This window comes from Arthrobacter sp. Sr24 (assembly GCF_054511175.1).
In genome coordinates this window covers 166,592-182,635 of record NZ_JBTNDB010000003.1, presented here as the reverse complement: position 1 = coordinate 182,635, position 16,044 = coordinate 166,592, and the positions used below count along the sequence as shown (strand labels likewise).

Genomic DNA, 16,044 nt, shown 5'->3' with positions numbered 1-16,044 from the left:
GCGAAAGCTCCCGCTACGGGCATATGCAGGCTGTGCAGACGAGTATTGAAATTTGTGCAGACGAGTGCTGAAAACGACACCTGACTAGCTCCGTGAGTCGATGGCCGAATTCTGCTGTAGCGACTCTTGGGACAGCGGCGGCAGATCCCGGACTAAGCAATGCGGCAGCAAAGAAGTCGGTTTGGAACTGCTCCCCCACTAAAGAAGAACCGGGCCACAAAAAGAAGCGCCGGGATTCCCGGCGCTTCTTTAGGGTGAGTTGACTTGGTCAGTGTGCTGCCGCTCCCCCGTGGTGCCCTTCGGCATGTCCATGCATGCTTGGTGCCAGAGCAAGCACTCCGACAAGCAAGGCCACGCCCCCGGCGATCCACGACGTCCATGCAGCAACGGTGAGTCCCGTGTAGCCCATGAGCCACGGGGAAACAAACAACAGTGCACCCAAGACCATCTGTACCCATTCGCCCACCGGTTGCCCGGGGCTCATCAGGTTCCAAACGCCAGATGCCATCAGCAGTACACCGCAACCAATCATCATGATCATGGATCCAGACTGCTGAGTGGTCCACAGAGTGGACAGTGCAGCAACCAGGCCTGCCATCACGGCAACGTAGTCCTGCCAGCGATTCCATGTCTTCATCGATACCAACCTCCTTCAAGAGTTGGCTCCCATAATGGGGGTCACTTAAAATATACGTCCGTGAACCCCTACGGAACCAGAGCCTAAAGGTTGCAATACTTAGCCCAAAACCAGCGCCATCGCCGGGTCAGCCATCATGGCCCCAACGTCTGCCAGAAAGCGCGATCCTTGTGCACCGTCCACAAGACGGTGATCAAAGGAAAGGCTCAACGTCATCACCTGCCGCAGGGCAATCGAACCCTCGTATTCCCACGGCACGCGACGCACAGCACCGAGGGCCAAAATGCCAGCTTCGCCCGGGTTCAAGATGGGAGTGCCGGCGTCAATGCCAAACACGCCAATGTTGGTAATAGAGAAGGTGCCACCCGCCAGATCCTGCGGCGGGGTCTTCCCATCCCTGGCCTTTTTCGCTAAGTCACCCAACGCCACGGCGAGCCCGCGCAGCCCCAGACCCTGAACATCCTTGATGTTGGGCACCAACAATCCACGGGGTGTGGCCGCTGCGATACCAAGATTGAGGTAGTTGTAAGTGACAATCTCCCCCCGCTCCTGATTCCACCGCGAGTTCAGCGCTGGTTGACGCGAAATCGCCAGCGTGACTGCCTTAGCGGCCAGTGTCAGCGGGGTGACCTTCACGCCGTCGAACTCCTTGAACGTGCGCAACTTGGCGAGAAAATCCATCCCCGCGGTGACGTCCACGGTTAAGAATTCGGTGACGTGCGGAGCCGTGAAGGCACTCGCCACCATGGCCTGCGCCATCAATTTGCGGACCCCCTTGATGGGCGTACGCACTTCCCGCTGACCTTCCCCATGAGCTTGCCCATGAGCCTGCCCATGACTTGGAGCGGACGACGCCGCACCCTCCACCGGGCTTGGGGCACCTTGAATCGGGTCCCCGGCAAAGGTGACCACGTCCTGGCGGGTAATCAGTCCCCGTTCACCGGTCCCAGTCAGGAGTTCCAACTCGATCCCCAAATCCCGGGCCAGCTTGCGCACCGGCGGCGTGGACCTGGGCCGATCGCCCTGCATCCGGGCATCCGGGATGGCATCGAGCCGAGCCGGCGAAGTCGCGCGGGCTCCGGCAGGCCCACCTGCACCCGCCATGACACGTACCCGCCGCGCAGGCCGCTTCGAGGATTCCGGATCAGCACCATAACCAACAAGAGTAGGTACCCGCTTCGGGGCCTCCTCACCGTCGGCTACTTCAGAGGCAGTTTCCGTCGCAGGCCGCTGCGACCCACCGGCCGGGCCAGCTACCTCGAAGGCGATGATGACTTCGCCAACCTCCACCATGGTTCCGGGCTCATGGGTGATGGCCGTGACCACGCCAGCATAGGGCGAGGGTAGTTCAATCACGGCCTTGGCTGTTTCCACTTCGCCTAAGACCTGGTTCAGGGTCACGGTGTCCCCCACACGCACCTGCCAACTGACAATTTCAGATTCGGTCAGGCCCTCACCCAAGTCGGGGAGTTTGAATTCAGCGATCATGTCAGTCCTCCATGCCGGTCTGTGAGTTGGTACGTCCCAAGGCGCGGTCGACGCCGTCGAGTATCCGGTCAAGATCCGGGAGGTGGTGCTTTTCGAGTTTGGATGGCGGGTACGGGATATCGAATCCAGTGACCCGAACTGGGGCGCTTTCCAGGTAGTTGAAGCAACGCTCGGTGATGGTGGCGGCAACTTCAGCGCCGAGTCCCATGGTCTGGCTAGCCTCGTGAACTATGACGAGCCGTCCGGTGCGCCGCACCGATTCCAGCAACGTTGGGTAGTCAACGGGTGAGAGGGAGCGAAGATCGATGACTTCGATCGAGATTCCCTCATCGGCCGCTGCGCTGGCAGCATCCATCGCCGTTTTCGCCATGGGCCCATAAGCAACAAGGGTGACATCGGTGCCTGCGGAAACAACACGAGCAGACCCCATCTGCGGTGCAGCGGACAACGGTGCAGCCAGATCCACCTCACCCTTGGTGTGGTAGCGGCGCTTGGGCTCGAAGTAGAGGACCGGGTCATCGCTGGCGATGGCTTGACGCAGCATGGTGTAGGCATCCTGCGGGCTGGAGGGACTGATGACCCGCAGCCCTGAAGTGTGCACAAAATAGGCTTCCGGCGATTCGGAGTGGTGCTCCGGGGAACCAATGCCGCCACCAAAAGGTACACGGATGGTCAATGGCATCCGCACCTGACCGTGAGTTCGCATGTGTAGTTTGGCCACCTGGGAGACGATCTGATCGAACCCCGGGTAAATGAAACCGTCGAACTGGATCTCACACACGGGCCTAAAGCCGCGGTAGGCCAAGCCCACAGCGGTTCCGATGATGGCCGATTCTGCCAGCGGAGTATCGATGACGCGATGGGAGCCGAAGTCCTTCATGAGTCCGTCGGTGACGCGGAAGACTCCTCCCAAGGTGCCAATGTCCTCACCCATGAGAACTACCTTTGGATCGTCTTCCATCGCCTGGCGAAGTCCGGCGTTGATGGCCTGTGTCAGGCTCAGCTTGCTCATGATGCGCTCCCTTCATACTGGGTCAAGTACCGCCGGTACTGCTCGCGTTGGCGATCTAGTACGGGATGAGGTTCTACGTAGACGTTGTCAAAAGCGCTCATTGGCTCCGGGTCAGGAAGGTTGATGCAACCATCCCGTAGCTCGGCGGCCACAGCGTCAGCCTCTGCTGCGATCGCGGCTTCAGTCTCGGCGTCGAGCATTCCAGCGTTAACAAGGTAGGTCCGCAGTCGGGCGAGCGGGTCCTTGGCGGCCCATTCCTCCAGCTCGGTGACGCCGCGGTACCGGGTAGGGTCATCGGCGGTGGTGTGCGGACCCATCCGGTAGGTGACCGCTTCAATGAAGCTGGGGCCTGCGCCAGTACGGGCGCGGCGAGCGGCCCACCGGGTGGCGGCCAGCACTGCTAAGACATCGTTGCCGTCCACTTGCAGGCTGGGAATGCCGTACCCGGGGGCGCGACCGGCCAGCGGCAGGTGCGATTGCAGGCCCACGGGTTCAGAGATGGCCCAGTGGTTGTTTTGGCAGAAGAAGATCACCGGCGCTTGGAAGCTGGCGGCGAAGACCATGGATTCATGGACGTCACCCTGGCTCGTGGCACCGTCCCCCAAGTAGGCGATGGAGAGAGTTTCCTTGCCCTCCATCGCAATGCCCATGGCATACCCGGTGGCGTGCAATGTCTGCGCACCGATGATGATCTGCGGGGTGGCCATGTTGAATTCGTGCGGATCCCAGCCGGTATTGGCGCTACCACGCCAGGTGCTCATGATGCCGGCAAGATTGGCGCCCCGGATGTAGGCAACCCCGTTTTCCCGGTAGGTGGGGAAGATGAAATCGTCCGTTTCCAGTGCTCGGACGGAGCCAATCTGTGCCGCTTCCTGCCCCAACATGGGCGGCCAGAGGGCCAGTTGACCCTGGCGTTGGAGTGCTGTGGCTTCGAAGTCGATGCGCCGAATCACCAGCATGTCGCGGTACAACCCACGCAACGTTTCATGGTCAACATCGCTGACAAATTCATCCAACAGCGCGTCGCTTTGTCGCTCCCCAGTAGCCGTCATGAGCTGGTGCATATGCATACCTGCAGGGACCGGGGTCCCATGGCGCGAATCATTCATGGCGCTCGCCTCCTTGCGTGCCGACCGGACAAATCCCTATGAGTGTGACCCTACTCACGCAATACATCCGGCGCAATAACCAAGAAAATAGTTGAGCATAGTGCCAAGCACAGCCCGCTCTAACCGTGCTAATCTGCGCACTATGCCCCATATAAATGAACTTGACGGAACAGACGCTCGGATCCTGCTGGCCCTCATTCAAGATCCCGGACAAACCGTGGTCGCCATGGCCACCCAGCTGGGCCTCTCCCGCAACACGGTACAAGCCCGCATGGCCTCATTAGAGAAGCGCAAGGCGTTCTTGCCGTTTGACCACCGCATCAACCCCACCACACTGGGCTATCCACTCTCGGCATTCATTTCAGTCCACGTCCAGCAGCAAAAACTTGCCGCTCTGGCTCTGTCCTTGGCCGCCATTCCTGAGGTGGTGGAAGCCCACGGACTCAGTGGCCGTGCGGATCTTCTGGTGCGGGTGGTGTCCACCGGAGCCGAGGACTTGTTCCGCATCAACGGCAAAATCTTGGCCTGCGAAGGGGTTGAGCGGACCGAGACCTCGCTGTCCATGCAGGAACTGGTCCCCTTCCGCATGACCCCACTGTTGGAGCGGGATCGACAGAAATAATCCCCTGTCCCTAACTACTACTGACCCTTGGTCACTCTAGGATTTCAGCGAGGCTGCAGACTCCGCGCCCATCCGCCACATCCGCCCCCGCTCAACCAGGCGCACTGGCGAGAGAACAGCACAAGGCCCCGTCCGCCGTCGTACTTCCTTACGGAAGAGAGGGTGAACGGGGCCTTTTGGTGGGGATTAGTGGTCGGAGGCCTTCTCGGCTCCAACACCGGTGAGTGAACGGACGTCCATCTCAGCCTGGATGCGCGGGTCCTCGGTATTCTTGTCCATAACCGTTCCCAACCAGCCCAGGAAGAAGGCGAGCGGGATGGAGATGATGCCGGGGTTGGCCAGCGGGAACCAGGAGAAGTCGGCGCCGGGGATCATGGCAGTGGGGCTGCCGGAGACCACTGGCGAGAACGCGATCAGCAAGATGGCCGAGGCCAGACCGCCGTACATGCTCCACAATGCGCCCTGGGTGGTGAACTTCTTCCAGAACAACGAGTACACAATGGTGGGCAGGTTTGCGGACGCGGCGATCGCGAAGGCTAGTGCTACCAGGAACGCAATGTTCTGACCGTTGGCCAAGATTCCGCCGCCAATGGCGACTAGACCGATCACGATGACGGTGCGTCGGGCCACCTTGACTTCCATTTCAGGCTTCGGTTCGCCCTTGACGATCACGTTGGAGTAGATGTCGTGAGCGAAGGAGGCCGCTGCCGTGATGGTCAAACCGGCTACCACCGCGAGGATCGTTGCGAAGGCAACAGCGGAGATGAAGCCCAGCAGCAGTGGGCCACCAATCACGAAGGCCAGCAGCGGGGCCGCAGCGTTCACGCCACCGGGAGCGGCGAGAATAGCTTCCTTACCAATGAGAGCACCGGCTCCGTAGCCGAGCACCAAGGTGAAGATGTAGAAGCCACCGATGAGCCAGATGGCCCAGACCACTGACTTGCGAGCTTCCTTGGCGGTGGGAACCGTGTAGAAGCGCATCAGTACGTGCGGCAGTGCAGCGGTGCCGAGTACCAGAGCCAGGGCCAGCGAGATGAAGTCAAGTGGAGCCTTGCCGTAAGCGGCGCCCGGGTTCAGCAGGGCCTCGCCCGCGCCGCCTTCATTGATGGAGGTCTGAACTGCGGCATCCATGAGCGTAGAGAGGTTGAAGCCGTGCAGGGCCAAGACAATGATGGTCATGAGGCCGGCGCCGATGATCAGCAAGAACGCCTTGATGATCTGCACCCAGGTGGTGCCCTTCATGCCGCCGATCAGTACGTACACGATCATCAGGACGCCGACCACGGCGATGACGATGTTCTGGCCTACCTTGTTGGAGTTATCCAAGCCAAGCAGCAGTGACACCAGACCACCGGCGCCGGCCATCTGGGCCAGCAGGTAGAAGAAGCAAACCACCAGCGTGGTGGTCGCAGCCGCAATGCGCACCGGGCGCTGTTTCAGACGGAAGGAAAGCACATCCGCCATGGTGAACTTACCCGTATTGCGCAGCAGCTCGGCCACGAGCAGCAGTGCCACGAGCCAGGCGACGAGGAAGCCAATGGAGTAGAGGAAGCCGTCATAGCCGTTGATGGCGATGGCTCCGGTAATACCCAAGAAGGATGCGGCTGAGAGGTAATCGCCGGCAATGGCGGTACCGTTCTGACCGCCGGAGAAGGACCGGCCTGCTGCGTAGTAATCGGCCGCGGTGCTGTTATTGCGACTTGCCCGAAACACCACAATCATGGTGACGGCGACGAACGCAATAAAGATCAAAATGTTGATCCACGAGTTCTCTTTGGTTTGGTCACTGAGCGAGGTCTCCAGTGGCGCGATGGCGAGAAGTGCTGAGGACAGGCTCATGTACTAAACCTCTTCCTTGGTCATGCCGGATGCATCGATCTGAGCTTCCAGGCGTGTGCGAATAACAGCAGCCTGGGGATCGAGCTTGCGGTTGGCGTAGGTGACATACCAAGTGGTGATGCCAAAGGTGGTGACGAACTGGAGCAGACCCATGACCAGGCCAATGTTGAGGTTGCCCCAGACCTTGATGGACATGAAGTCATGGGCGTAAGCGGCCAAGAGGACGTAGGCGAAGTACCAAACCAAAAATCCAATAGCTACGGGGAAGACAAAATTCCTGTGGGACTTCTTGAGCTGCTTGAACTCTTCCGAGTTCTGTTCAGCAATAAAGTCCACTGGTCCTTCGTGACTTGCTTGGGCAGAATTACCCATCATTCCTCCTTGAGTGATGTGATCCCTTCCACTATGAAGTGCGCCAGCTCACATTCGGAACCGCTGTGGGCGGTGCCGCGGTGAATGGCATTGTCAGTGCGCCGAACGGTGGTGTGGCGGCTATTCTTTACAGCATGTCCACTCCCCTGTTGAGCGATTCAACACTCCTGCTCATAACCGCCATCGCCGTGGTGGTGGCTGCTGCCGCCGTCGTGGCAGCGGTCGGGTTCCGACTCTCGCGCTCACACCGCGAATTGGGCACGGAGGCTGAGCACGCCACGTTTGCTGCCCTGCATTCGGCGGCGGCAGCCGGGGAACAACTCCGGGACGGCTTGGAGCCCGCCGGGGCGCTGAAGGCGAGCAGGCAATTGCGCACGCTGTTGAACTGTGCAGCCTTCGCCATGACCGATGACTCCCGTCTGCTGGCGTGGGACGGGACAGGTGCCGCTGCACGCCAACCCGAGTCCGACGTCGTTATGGACTTGGTGGCTAATGCGCTGGCTAACGGCCGGACCCAGGTGGCAACGCTGGACCCGGTGTTGCGCGATGCCTTGGGCCTGCCAGCGGACAGTGACATGAAGGCGGCCGTGATCTGCCCGCTCAAAGTTGATTCCCGCGCCGTGGGATGTGTGATGATCCTGTCCAAAACACCCACTGCCGGGCTGGTACGTGCCACCAACGAGGTGGCAGCCTGGGTCTCAGCACAGCTGGAATTGGCAGAATTGAGCGCATCACGCACCTTGCTAGCCGAGGCTGAAGTGCGTGCCCTGCGCGCCCAAATCAGCCCGCACTTCATCTACAACTCGCTCAATGCCATCGCCTCTTTCATCAACACCGATCCGCAACGTGCCCGGGACCTGGTGGTGGAATTCGCCGATTTCACCCGCTACTCCTTCCGCCGCCACGGAGACTTCACCACCCTCGCCGAAGAACTCCGCTGTATTGATCGCTACCTGTTGCTGGAAAACGCCCGTTTTGGGGATCGACTCCAGGTCAGCTTGCAAATTGCCCCCGAGGTCCTCAGCACGGTCATCCCCTTCCTCAGTTTGCAACCCCTCGTGGAGAACGCGGTTCGGCACGGTTTCGAAACCAAGCCAGGAAAAGGACTGGTGCAAATCAGTGCCCGTGACCTCGGCGCCTACACCGAGGTCACCATCGAGGACGACGGCGTGGGGATGGACCCCGAACAACTGCGGCTAGTTCTCGCTGGGCGCCATGATGGGACGCACGTGGGCCTGCGCAATGTTGATACCCGTCTGCGCCAGGTTTACGGGGACGATCACGGCCTCACCATCGACACCGGCGTCGGACACGGCATGCTGATCACCATGACCGTACCGAAGAACCAGCCAGGCCATGACGCATAACCCTCCGCAGGCCGCGCCGACCCGTACCCTTGGATACATGATTAATGTCCTCGTGGCTGATGATGAGCTGCCTGCCGTGGAAGAGTTGGCGTTTCTTTTGGGTCGTGACCCGCGGGTGGGCACCATTCATCGAGCCATGAGCGGTGCCGAAGCCTTGGATCTGCTGGCCATACATACCGTGGATGCGGTGTTTCTGGACATCCACATGCCCGGCCTCACCGGGCTTGAGCTCGCCGCAGTCATTGGCCAACGCGCCAACCCTCCCGTCGTGGTTTTTGTAACGGCCGACGACGACCGGGCTCTGGAAGCTTTCGAGCTCGCGGCAGTGGACTACCTGCTCAAGCCGCTGCGCACCGAAAGGCTCACTCGCACCGTGGACCGGGTTGTGGAACTGGTGACCCACCCCGCCGTCGCCGCCGATGACGTGGAGATGATCACGGTCGATCAAGGTGGCATCAGCCGGATCATCCGCCTCGATGAAGTGAAGTTTGTTCAGGCGCAGGGCGATTACGCCCGGCTGCACACTGCTGAAGCCAGTTACCTCATCCGGGTGCCCTTGGCGGATTTGGAACAACGGTGGGCCGAGTCCGGCTTCATTCGCATCCACCGTTCCTACCTGGTGTGCATGTCCTTTGTTACCGCGTTGAAGCTCAGTGCCGCCAAGCCAACGGTGCTGGTGGGTAACTCAGTATTGCCCGTGAGCCGCCGGCACGTGCCAGTATTGCGTGACCATTTACAAGCCACGCGTGTCCGGCCTGCCCCATGAGTGTCGGCCCTAACCGCCCCCCGGCCCAGGGTCCTCCGGCTCAGGGTCCTCCAGCCCAAGGCCCCCCAGCCCAGGGCCGCGTCCGAGTTTCAGCCCCCCGCGCCCAAGCCCGTTCCATTCCCGCCCGAACATCCGTTTCGCAGGAAGTTGCCGAGCAGTCGGCCGTGGGCGAGGTCATGGTGCGGTCCCTTATTCGCTCACAGTTGCGGCTGGCCTTGGTGGTGACCGCCGGGTTTATGGCCTCGCTCTTGGTGTGCTGGGCACTGGTTCGCTGGGTGCCGCTCTTCACAGATTGGCGCATCCTTGGCATACCCGCACCATGGTTGCTGCTCGGGGTAGGCGCCTACCCGATCATCGGGATCTGCGCTTGGCTGTATGTCCGCGCCGCCACCAAAAACGAGGCTCAGTACCGTGACCTCGTGGAGGAGAAATGAATCCCGCAATTGGATATACAGCGCTGATCGTCGTTTCGGTGGTAACCGCCGTCATTGGCTTTTATGGGCTGCGGGTCTCACGCACCACCAGCGATTTCTATGTGGCCTCACGTACTGTCAAACCGTGGTGGAATGCATCTGCTATTGGCGGGGAGTACCTCTCAGCCGCCAGCTTCCTTGGCATCGCCGGGCTGATCGTCATGACCGGGGTCGACGCCCTGTGGTTTCCCATCGGCTACACCGCAGGGTATCTGATGCTGCTGTTTTTCGTGGCCGCTCCGCTGCGCCGTTCGGGGGCTTACACCATCCCCGACTTTGCTGAGGCCAGGCTGGAATCCACCACTGCCCGCTACGTCACCAGCATTCTTGTGGTGACAGTGGGCTGGTTTTACATTGTTCCGCAGCTGCACGGGGCGGCTCTAACCATCCGCATCACCACGGGTCTGCCGTCATGGGTTGGGGCCGGAGCCGTTGTGGTGGTTGTGGTCCTGACAGTGGTCACCGGTGGCATGCGTTCCATCACTTTCGTCCAGGCCTTCCAATACTGGCTCAAGCTCACGGCTCTTGCCGTGCCTGCCATCTTCATCCTCCTGATGCTCAGCGGCGGCACGGGGCCCACCATTCCCGCTGGCACAGAGCTTTTTCCACCCACCAGCCCCATCACCGGGGACTCCACGTACCGCACCCTGTCCCTGCTGATCGCACTGCTTTTTGGCACGCTCGGGTTGCCGCACGTTTTGGTGCGCTTTTATACCAACCCCGACGGCGCTGCTGCTCGCCGAACGACCTTGATCGTTCTCGGGCTACTCTCCTTCTTTTACCTGTTCCCCACCATCTACGGAGTACTGGGACGGGTATTCCTACCTTCTCTGGCAGAGAGCGGCTCCCCCGACGCCACGGTGTTGCTGCTGCCGGGCACCTTGGTGGGCGGCGTGGCCGGTGACATGCTTTCCGCCTTAGTGGTGGCTGGCGCCTTCGCCGCGTTCTTATCCACCACCTCAGGATTGGTGGTTTCATTGGCTGGGGTCATCAGCCAGGACCTTCTCGGGGGAAGCGTCAGGGGATTCAGGCTTGCTGCGGTGCTGGCCGCCGTCGTACCTTTTGGTTTTGCCATGATGACCGAATCGCTGGCTCTGGCAGGCAGCGTTGGGCTTGTTTTTGCCTTCACAGCCTCCACTATTTGCCCTTTGCTGCTGCTGGGAATTTGGTGGCGAGGACTCACTGATGCTGGCGCAGTTGCAGGTATGGTCACAGGCGGAGTCCTGTGTGGTGCAGCGATTGTGGCTGGTGTCCGGGTAGCTCCGGACTCGCCGTGGCGCGATCAGCTGATCCAACCCGCTGCGTGGACGGTTCCGGCCGCTTTCCTAGTCACGATCATCGTGTCCAGAGCAACCAAGCACCGGCGCAGCGCATCGCTCTCACGTTTCATGACCAAGCTGCATGTGCCGGAACGTCCGCTGGCCCAGGAGAATCCCCGGGCGTAGGTGTATTGAGCGGCATGGCTAGCTATGGATAACTAAACGGTGCAGGCCGAACCGGGACCTTCTCGAGACCATGGGCCTGCGCATGCGGACGCGGTGGCCAGGCTAGTCGGGATTCTGGCTGGTGCGTTGGCCAGGCTGGTGCATTACTTTCCGGATACCGGGTCAATCGAAGCCATGAGCTCAACCACGCGGTCGAGGAACGCGTCTACTTGGCTCTCTTCGTACCCTTCGCCGCCCTTTGCTGTGGCAAATACTGCCCGGCGGACGACGTCCACGCTCAGCTCGCCGTTGTCTTCAATGTAAATAAGCAGTTCGCGGCACAGCAGGTCCACGTCTTCGATGCTGTAACTTTGTGCATTCCGTCTACTGGGGCGCCGGAAGCGTTCGCCATCGGGGCGGTGTAGCCGGGCGCGCAGCACTGACGCGGTCTTGCCGATCTTCATCATCCAGACTTTTTCGCCTTCGGCTGCGATGAGCAGTTCCTTTTCACGGAGCACAAATTCGTCTTCGATCCGGTCCATGGCCGCATCCACAGCTTGGGCACTGTAGCCGCCACGAGCCGGGTCAAAGGATGCAGTGCGCACGTCATAGCTGGTGATGGCTTTGCCGTGGGAGTCTGTGTTCAAGAAGTAGGCGCGGGCACGTTCTAAGAACACGTCCACTTGCTTGACGTTGTAGCCAACTTCCTTGGGACCTACCAATTTGAATTTGGAGGAGGTCCGGGGTTTTTCTTCCACAGTCACAGTCATTCCTTGAACTTTTCTCGCTACGAGGTGCAACTCACGCTGCATGGCACGGGGTCCAGTCTTAGAACCGGCCTAAAACAGTAAAGATGGCATACGCCACGGGGGCAGCAAACAAAATAGAATCCAGACGGTCCATGACGCCGCCATGGCCGGGCAGAAGATTACTCATATCCTTGACGCCGAGTTCACGCTTGACCATGGATTCGGCAAAGTCTCCACCGGTTCCGGCGAAGACCATGCCAATGGCCAGTGCCAAGCCTACCCACCAGTCCTGGTCCAGGAGGAACACCGTTGCGGGAATGGCTACCAAAGTGGCGCCGCCCAACGATCCGGCAAATCCTTCCCAAGACTTTTTGGGACTGATTTTTGGGGCCATGGGGTGCTTGCCAAACAACACACCCACAAGGTATCCGAAGGTGTCGTTGGCAACCACCAGCAAGAGCATGATGATCACCTGCACCACACCGGGGTTTATCTCTGAGAGCTCCAGTGTTAGTCCCAGCGTGGCGCCTTGGTCAGCACGCATCATCAGGAATACGAAACTCAGGAGGAACGGAATCCACATCAGAGAGAAGATGCCTGCCAGGATGCTTCTAATAGCGCCCGGCTCGGCGTCCAATGAGCGCCACAAGACTGTGGCGCCAGCACTGGCAACAAGGGCGAATAGCAGTCCCTCAGAACCGGCAAAGTACGCTGCCGCTGGCATCGACAAGGCCCCGACCATGACCGGAGTCAACGGGGCCTTGATCCCCTTACCGGCCACTGCGCGGGTCACTTCCCAAACACCGGCACAGGCAAAGGCCGTCGCGAGCACAACAAACGCCACCGGGTAGAACAACAGCGAGCCGATAACTAGCACCAACAAGATGATGCCGACAGTGATGGCGGCCGGCAGATCACGCCCGGCTTTGGGGGTCCTCGGCGCTTTCAATGCCGTGGCCCCTGCTGGCATACCAGCTATGGGGGACCCTGGAACAGGTATGAGTGGAATGCCAGTCACTTGCAAAGCGGACACGGGCTCGGGAGAGGTGGCTGCCAAGGTGGGCGCGATCTCATCCGGGGCTGTTGCCTCGGCTTGACCTTCCTGAGTGTCATCATCGATGACATCAGGAACGGAGACCTTTGAAATAGGCACCTTTGAAACGGAGGTCTTGGGGACAGCTACCTTTGTCGCAGCGGGGTTGGCCGTACCGGGATCTCCGGCCTCGGGCTGAATCACGCTGTCAGACTTATCAGCTCTGTTACTGGCAGTGCCGTTACTGGCAATGCTGGATTCCGAGTTGCCATCATTGCTGGCCTGGGCGTCTCCAGCTGCTGCCGGTTCCACCTGCTCTTGCGATGACGACGTCACAGTTTCCTGCGCCGCGGTTTCCTGCGCGTTAGTTTTCCGGCCGGTAGATTCCGCTTCTGCAACCACAGGAGCCTTGGGCGCACTATCTTTGGGCACAATGATAGGAATCATGCCAGTCAATTCAGCGTGACGGCGCGCTTTCCGCGTGGGAAATTGATAGTCGGTTGGTGCTGGCACCAGCCGTACGTCCTCATGTGCCGCGGCAGGCTCCTGATCGGAGCCTGCCGGCGTGCGCTTTGGGTCCTTCATTAGACCTCGAGAAGCTCGACTTCCTTGCGTTTGAGCAGCTCGTCGATGTTATCCGTGTGGGACTTGGTCAGCGCGTCCAATTCCTTTTCGGCGCGGTTTCCCTCGTCTTCACCGGCGTCGCCATCTTTGACAAGTCTATCCAGCTGCTCTTTGGCCTTGCGGCGGATGTTGCGGACCGAAATCTTGGCATCCTCACTCTTGGTACGCACCAGCTTGACGTATTCCTTGCGGCGTTCCTGCGTCAGTTCCGGCATCATGATGCGGATGACGTTGCCGTCGTTGGAGGGGTTTGCGCCAACCTCAGACGAACTCAGTGCGCGCTCAATGTCATGCATCGCCGTCTTATCGAACGGTGTGATGAGCAAGGTGCGAGCTTCCGGCACAGCGAATGAGGCCAGCTGCTGCAAGGGTGTGGGTGAACCGTAGTAGTCCACCATGACCTTGTGGAACATGGCGGGGTTGGCCCGGCCGGTGCGAACCGCGGAGAAATCCTCCTTGGCTACCTCAACGGCCTTGTCCATCTTTTCCTCAGCCTCGAGCAAGGTATCTTCAATCACGCGTCTCTCCCTCAATAAGTGTCTCTACTACTTTCCGCGGCACATGCCCACGGCAATTCTGAACCCATCCTACCGTGACGGGCGCGCCGCAGCGCCCCGCCACTAGGTAGGTCAAGAGTTATTTACGGGGTGACCATGGTGCCGAGTTTTTCGCCAAGGATTGCGCGGGCCACATTGCCCTCACCTTCCATGCCGAAGACCAGCATGCTCACGTTGTTATCCTTGCAAAGACTAAATGCTGTCTGGTCCATGACACGGATGTCGCGGGCCATGGCTTCGTCGTAGCTGAGCTTGTCCAGCTTCACGGCGGTGGGGTCCTTCTTCGGATCGGCGGTGTAGACACCGTCAACTCCGTTCTTGGCCATCAGCACTACGTCAGCGTGAACTTCCAATGCACGTTGTGCCGCAACGGTGTCAGTGGAGAAGTACGGTAAACCGGCGCCGGCACCAAAGATGACCACGCGGCTCTTTTCCAGGTGGCGGATGGCACGCCGCGGGATGTAGGCCTCGGCGACCTGACCCATCGTAATGGCGCTCTGCACGCGGGTATCCACGCCAGCTTGTTCGAGGAAGTCCTGCAATGCCAGGCAGTTCATCACAGTGCCGAGCATGCCCATGTAGTCCGCGCGTGAGCGGTCCATGCCTGAGGCGGAGAGTTCAGCGCCGCGGAAGAAGTTACCACCACCGACCACAATAGCCACTTCTACAGTGTCCACGGTGCTGGCGATCTGCTTGGCAATATCGCGGATGGTGTCCGGGTCAACGCCCAGCTTGCCTGCGCCAAAGACCTCACCTGAGAGCTTCAGCAATACACGACGGCGTTTGACGGCGCCTGCTGTGGGCGCTGTGCTGCTCTGCTCTGTCTTGGAAATGTTCGTGGTCATGTTGCCTTCCGTGGGTACAGATTCTTGGCTGCCGGTGCAAGTGTTCACTTCACACCAACGGCTGCGTGCCGTTGTGCTTTGGTTGTTTGGTACAAATGCACTCAGCCGGAGCTGTGCCGACTGAAGGGGTGCGTCTAAGATCATATCCGATGCTTGAGCACAAAAAAGGGGCAACCGCAGTTTGCGGCCACCCCTTCTTCGTCACATCTTAGATGCTGCACGGAGTCGTGCAACTTAGAAGCGTGGAATTATGCTCCGACGCGGAAGCGTGCGAAGGCAACAGGCTTGACGCCAGCTTCGGACAGAACAGCGGCAACGCTCTTCTTGGAATCCTTAGCGAAGGGCTGGTCAACCAGAACGATTTCCTTGAAGAAGCCGGTCAGGCGGCCTTCAACGATCTTTGTCATGGCAGCCTCAGGCTTGCCTTCTGCCTGTGCAGTTTCTGCAGCAATGCGGCGTTCGCTTTCGACGACGTCAGCAGCAACTTCGTCGCGGGTCAGGAACGTCGGGGACATTGCAGCAATGTGCACGGCTACGTCGTGAGCGACTTCCTGGTTGTCACCGTCAATAGCGAACAGGACGCCGACCTGGGCCGGGAGGTCCTTGGAAGTCTTGTGCAGGTATGCATCAACAGTTGCACCCTCAATGCGGGCCAGGCGCCGGATGGCAACCTTTTCGCCCAGCAGTGCGCCTGCTGCAATGACAGCCTCAGACATGGGCTTTCCATCAACGTCAACAGCCAGGAGGGTCTCAACATCGGCTGCACCGGAGGCGACAGCCGTGGCCAGAACCGTGTTGGCGAATTCGATGAAGGGGGCAGCCTTGGCAACGAAGTCAGTTTCGCAAGCGACCTCAACCATGACACCAACGCCACCTTCAACAGCTGCGGCAACGAGGCCTTCAGCAGTTGAACGGCCTTCGCGCTTGGTGGCACCCTTGAGGCCCTTGATGCGAATGAGCTCCATGGCCTTGTCGGCGTCGCCGTTTGCCTCGTCGAGAGCCTTCTTGACGTCCATCATGCCTGCGCCCGTGCGCTCGCGCAGAGCCTTAATATCAGCGGCGGTGTAGTTCGCCATATGAACTCCTCAGAATAAATGTTTGAGTTTGAGTATGTAAATCGGTTTTAG

Annotated in this window: 16 protein-coding genes; 5 read left to right on the top strand and 11 right to left on the bottom strand. The window is 59.9% G+C overall.

Annotated features, from left to right (window positions below; genetic code table 11):
* Positions 1-268 precede the first annotated feature (268 nt).
* The 4 genes from ACX80D_RS03815 to pdhA all read right to left on the bottom strand — a co-directional run bounded on the left by ACX80D_RS03815 (position 269) and on the right by pdhA (position 4,246).
* Positions 269-637, bottom strand: a complete 369-nt coding sequence (locus tag ACX80D_RS03815) for an SPW repeat protein (protein ID WP_459321295.1) — start codon at positions 635-637, stop codon at positions 269-271.
* A gap of 99 nt (positions 638-736) precedes the next feature.
* Positions 737-2,125 (bottom strand): dihydrolipoamide acetyltransferase family protein, encoded by a 1,389-nt coding sequence (locus tag ACX80D_RS03810; protein WP_459321294.1) that lies wholly within the window; start codon positions 2,123-2,125, stop codon positions 737-739.
* Between the two features lies 1 nt (position 2,126).
* On the bottom strand, positions 2,127-3,137 hold the full coding sequence (locus ACX80D_RS03805; protein ID WP_459321293.1) for an alpha-ketoacid dehydrogenase subunit beta: 1,011 nt from the start codon (positions 3,135-3,137) through the stop codon (positions 2,127-2,129).
* Complete coding sequence (gene pdhA / locus ACX80D_RS03800; protein ID WP_459321292.1) at positions 3,134-4,246, bottom strand: pyruvate dehydrogenase (acetyl-transferring) E1 component subunit alpha; 1,113 nt, start codon at positions 4,244-4,246, stop codon at positions 3,134-3,136. Before pdhA ends, ACX80D_RS03805 begins: the two co-directional genes overlap by 4 nt.
* A 151-nt stretch (positions 4,247-4,397) precedes the next feature.
* Here pdhA and ACX80D_RS03795 point away from each other — a divergent pair, with 151 nt between their 5' ends.
* Positions 4,398-4,868, top strand: coding sequence for an Lrp/AsnC family transcriptional regulator (locus ACX80D_RS03795; protein ID WP_459321345.1), 471 nt, complete (start codon positions 4,398-4,400; stop codon positions 4,866-4,868).
* A gap of 186 nt (positions 4,869-5,054) precedes the next feature.
* On the opposite strand, the gene ACX80D_RS03790 is transcribed toward ACX80D_RS03795, so the two are convergent.
* Both ACX80D_RS03790 and ACX80D_RS03785 read right to left on the bottom strand, forming a co-directional pair.
* The gene (locus ACX80D_RS03790; protein ID WP_459321291.1) at positions 5,055-6,707 is read right to left on the bottom strand and encodes a solute symporter family protein; all 1,653 of its coding nucleotides are present in this window, start codon (positions 6,705-6,707) and stop codon (positions 5,055-5,057) included.
* Positions 6,708-6,710: 3 nt separating this feature from the next.
* Entirely contained in the window at positions 6,711-7,079 is a 369-nt protein-coding gene (locus ACX80D_RS03785) for a DUF485 domain-containing protein (protein ID WP_459321344.1), read from the bottom strand.
* Between the two features lie 149 nt (positions 7,080-7,228).
* On the opposite strand from ACX80D_RS03785, the gene ACX80D_RS03780 reads away from it, so the two are divergent.
* Genes ACX80D_RS03780 through ACX80D_RS03765 form a run of 4 tightly spaced genes read left to right on the top strand, consistent with a single transcriptional unit; the run spans position 7,229 to position 11,130 of the window.
* The gene (locus tag ACX80D_RS03780; RefSeq protein ID WP_459321343.1) at positions 7,229-8,446 is read left to right on the top strand and encodes a sensor histidine kinase; all 1,218 of its coding nucleotides are present in this window, start codon (positions 7,229-7,231) and stop codon (positions 8,444-8,446) included.
* Between the two features lie 37 nt (positions 8,447-8,483).
* A complete protein-coding gene (locus ACX80D_RS03775; protein WP_459321290.1) occupies positions 8,484-9,212 on the top strand; it encodes a LytR/AlgR family response regulator transcription factor in 729 nt (242 codons plus the stop codon).
* A complete protein-coding gene (locus tag ACX80D_RS03770) occupies positions 9,209-9,646 on the top strand; it encodes a hypothetical protein (RefSeq protein WP_459321289.1) in 438 nt (145 codons plus the stop codon). The genes ACX80D_RS03775 and ACX80D_RS03770 overlap by 4 nt, the downstream gene beginning before the upstream one ends.
* Complete coding sequence (locus ACX80D_RS03765) at positions 9,643-11,130, top strand: sodium/solute symporter (protein ID WP_459321288.1); 1,488 nt, start codon at positions 9,643-9,645, stop codon at positions 11,128-11,130. Before ACX80D_RS03770 ends, ACX80D_RS03765 begins: the two co-directional genes overlap by 4 nt.
* 143 nt (positions 11,131-11,273) lie before the next feature.
* On the opposite strand, the gene ACX80D_RS03760 is transcribed toward ACX80D_RS03765, so the two are convergent.
* The 5 genes from ACX80D_RS03760 to tsf all read right to left on the bottom strand — a co-directional run bounded on the left by ACX80D_RS03760 (position 11,274) and on the right by tsf (position 15,993).
* Complete coding sequence (locus ACX80D_RS03760; RefSeq protein WP_459321342.1) at positions 11,274-11,873, bottom strand: DivIVA domain-containing protein; 600 nt, start codon at positions 11,871-11,873, stop codon at positions 11,274-11,276.
* Between the two features lie 64 nt (positions 11,874-11,937).
* Complete coding sequence (locus ACX80D_RS03755) at positions 11,938-13,476, bottom strand: phosphatidate cytidylyltransferase (protein WP_459321287.1); 1,539 nt, start codon at positions 13,474-13,476, stop codon at positions 11,938-11,940.
* Positions 13,476-14,033 carry a ribosome recycling factor gene (frr, locus tag ACX80D_RS03750; protein WP_459321286.1) on the bottom strand — a complete coding sequence of 186 codons (558 nt, stop codon included), beginning with the start codon at positions 14,031-14,033 and terminating at the stop codon, positions 13,476-13,478. The genes ACX80D_RS03755 and frr overlap by 1 nt, the downstream gene beginning before the upstream one ends.
* A 122-nt stretch (positions 14,034-14,155) precedes the next feature.
* On the bottom strand, positions 14,156-14,917 hold the full coding sequence (pyrH, locus tag ACX80D_RS03745; RefSeq protein WP_459321285.1) for a UMP kinase: 762 nt from the start codon (positions 14,915-14,917) through the stop codon (positions 14,156-14,158).
* A gap of 248 nt (positions 14,918-15,165) precedes the next feature.
* Positions 15,166-15,993, bottom strand: a complete 828-nt coding sequence (tsf, locus tag ACX80D_RS03740; RefSeq protein WP_104108996.1) for a translation elongation factor Ts — start codon at positions 15,991-15,993, stop codon at positions 15,166-15,168.
* Between the last annotated feature and the right edge of the window lie 51 nt (positions 15,994-16,044).

Bases quoted from the DNA above. Each gene is read 5' to 3' on its own strand.
- ACX80D_RS03815 (WP_459321295.1), bottom strand. From the start codon at position 637: ATGAAGACATGGAATCGCTGGCAGGACTACGTTGCCGTGATGGCAGGC.
- ACX80D_RS03810 (WP_459321294.1), bottom strand. From the start codon at position 2,125: ATGATCGCTGAATTCAAACTCCCCGACTTGGGTGAGGGCCTGACCGAA.
- ACX80D_RS03805 (WP_459321293.1), bottom strand. From the start codon at position 3,137: ATGAGCAAGCTGAGCCTGACACAGGCCATCAACGCCGGACTTCGCCAG.
- pdhA (WP_459321292.1), bottom strand. From the start codon at position 4,246: ATGAATGATTCGCGCCATGGGACCCCGGTCCCTGCAGGTATGCATATG.
- ACX80D_RS03790 (WP_459321291.1), bottom strand. From the start codon at position 6,707: ATGAGCCTGTCCTCAGCACTTCTCGCCATCGCGCCACTGGAGACCTCG.
- ACX80D_RS03785 (WP_459321344.1), bottom strand. From the start codon at position 7,079: ATGGGTAATTCTGCCCAAGCAAGTCACGAAGGACCAGTGGACTTTATT.
- ACX80D_RS03775 (WP_459321290.1), top strand. From the start codon at position 8,484: ATGATTAATGTCCTCGTGGCTGATGATGAGCTGCCTGCCGTGGAAGAG.
- ACX80D_RS03770 (WP_459321289.1), top strand. From the start codon at position 9,209: ATGAGTGTCGGCCCTAACCGCCCCCCGGCCCAGGGTCCTCCGGCTCAG.
- ACX80D_RS03765 (WP_459321288.1), top strand. From the start codon at position 9,643: ATGAATCCCGCAATTGGATATACAGCGCTGATCGTCGTTTCGGTGGTA.
- ACX80D_RS03755 (WP_459321287.1), bottom strand. From the start codon at position 13,476: ATGAAGGACCCAAAGCGCACGCCGGCAGGCTCCGATCAGGAGCCTGCC.
- pyrH (WP_459321285.1), bottom strand. From the start codon at position 14,917: ATGACCACGAACATTTCCAAGACAGAGCAGAGCAGCACAGCGCCCACA.
- tsf (WP_104108996.1), bottom strand. From the start codon at position 15,993: ATGGCGAACTACACCGCCGCTGATATTAAGGCTCTGCGCGAGCGCACG.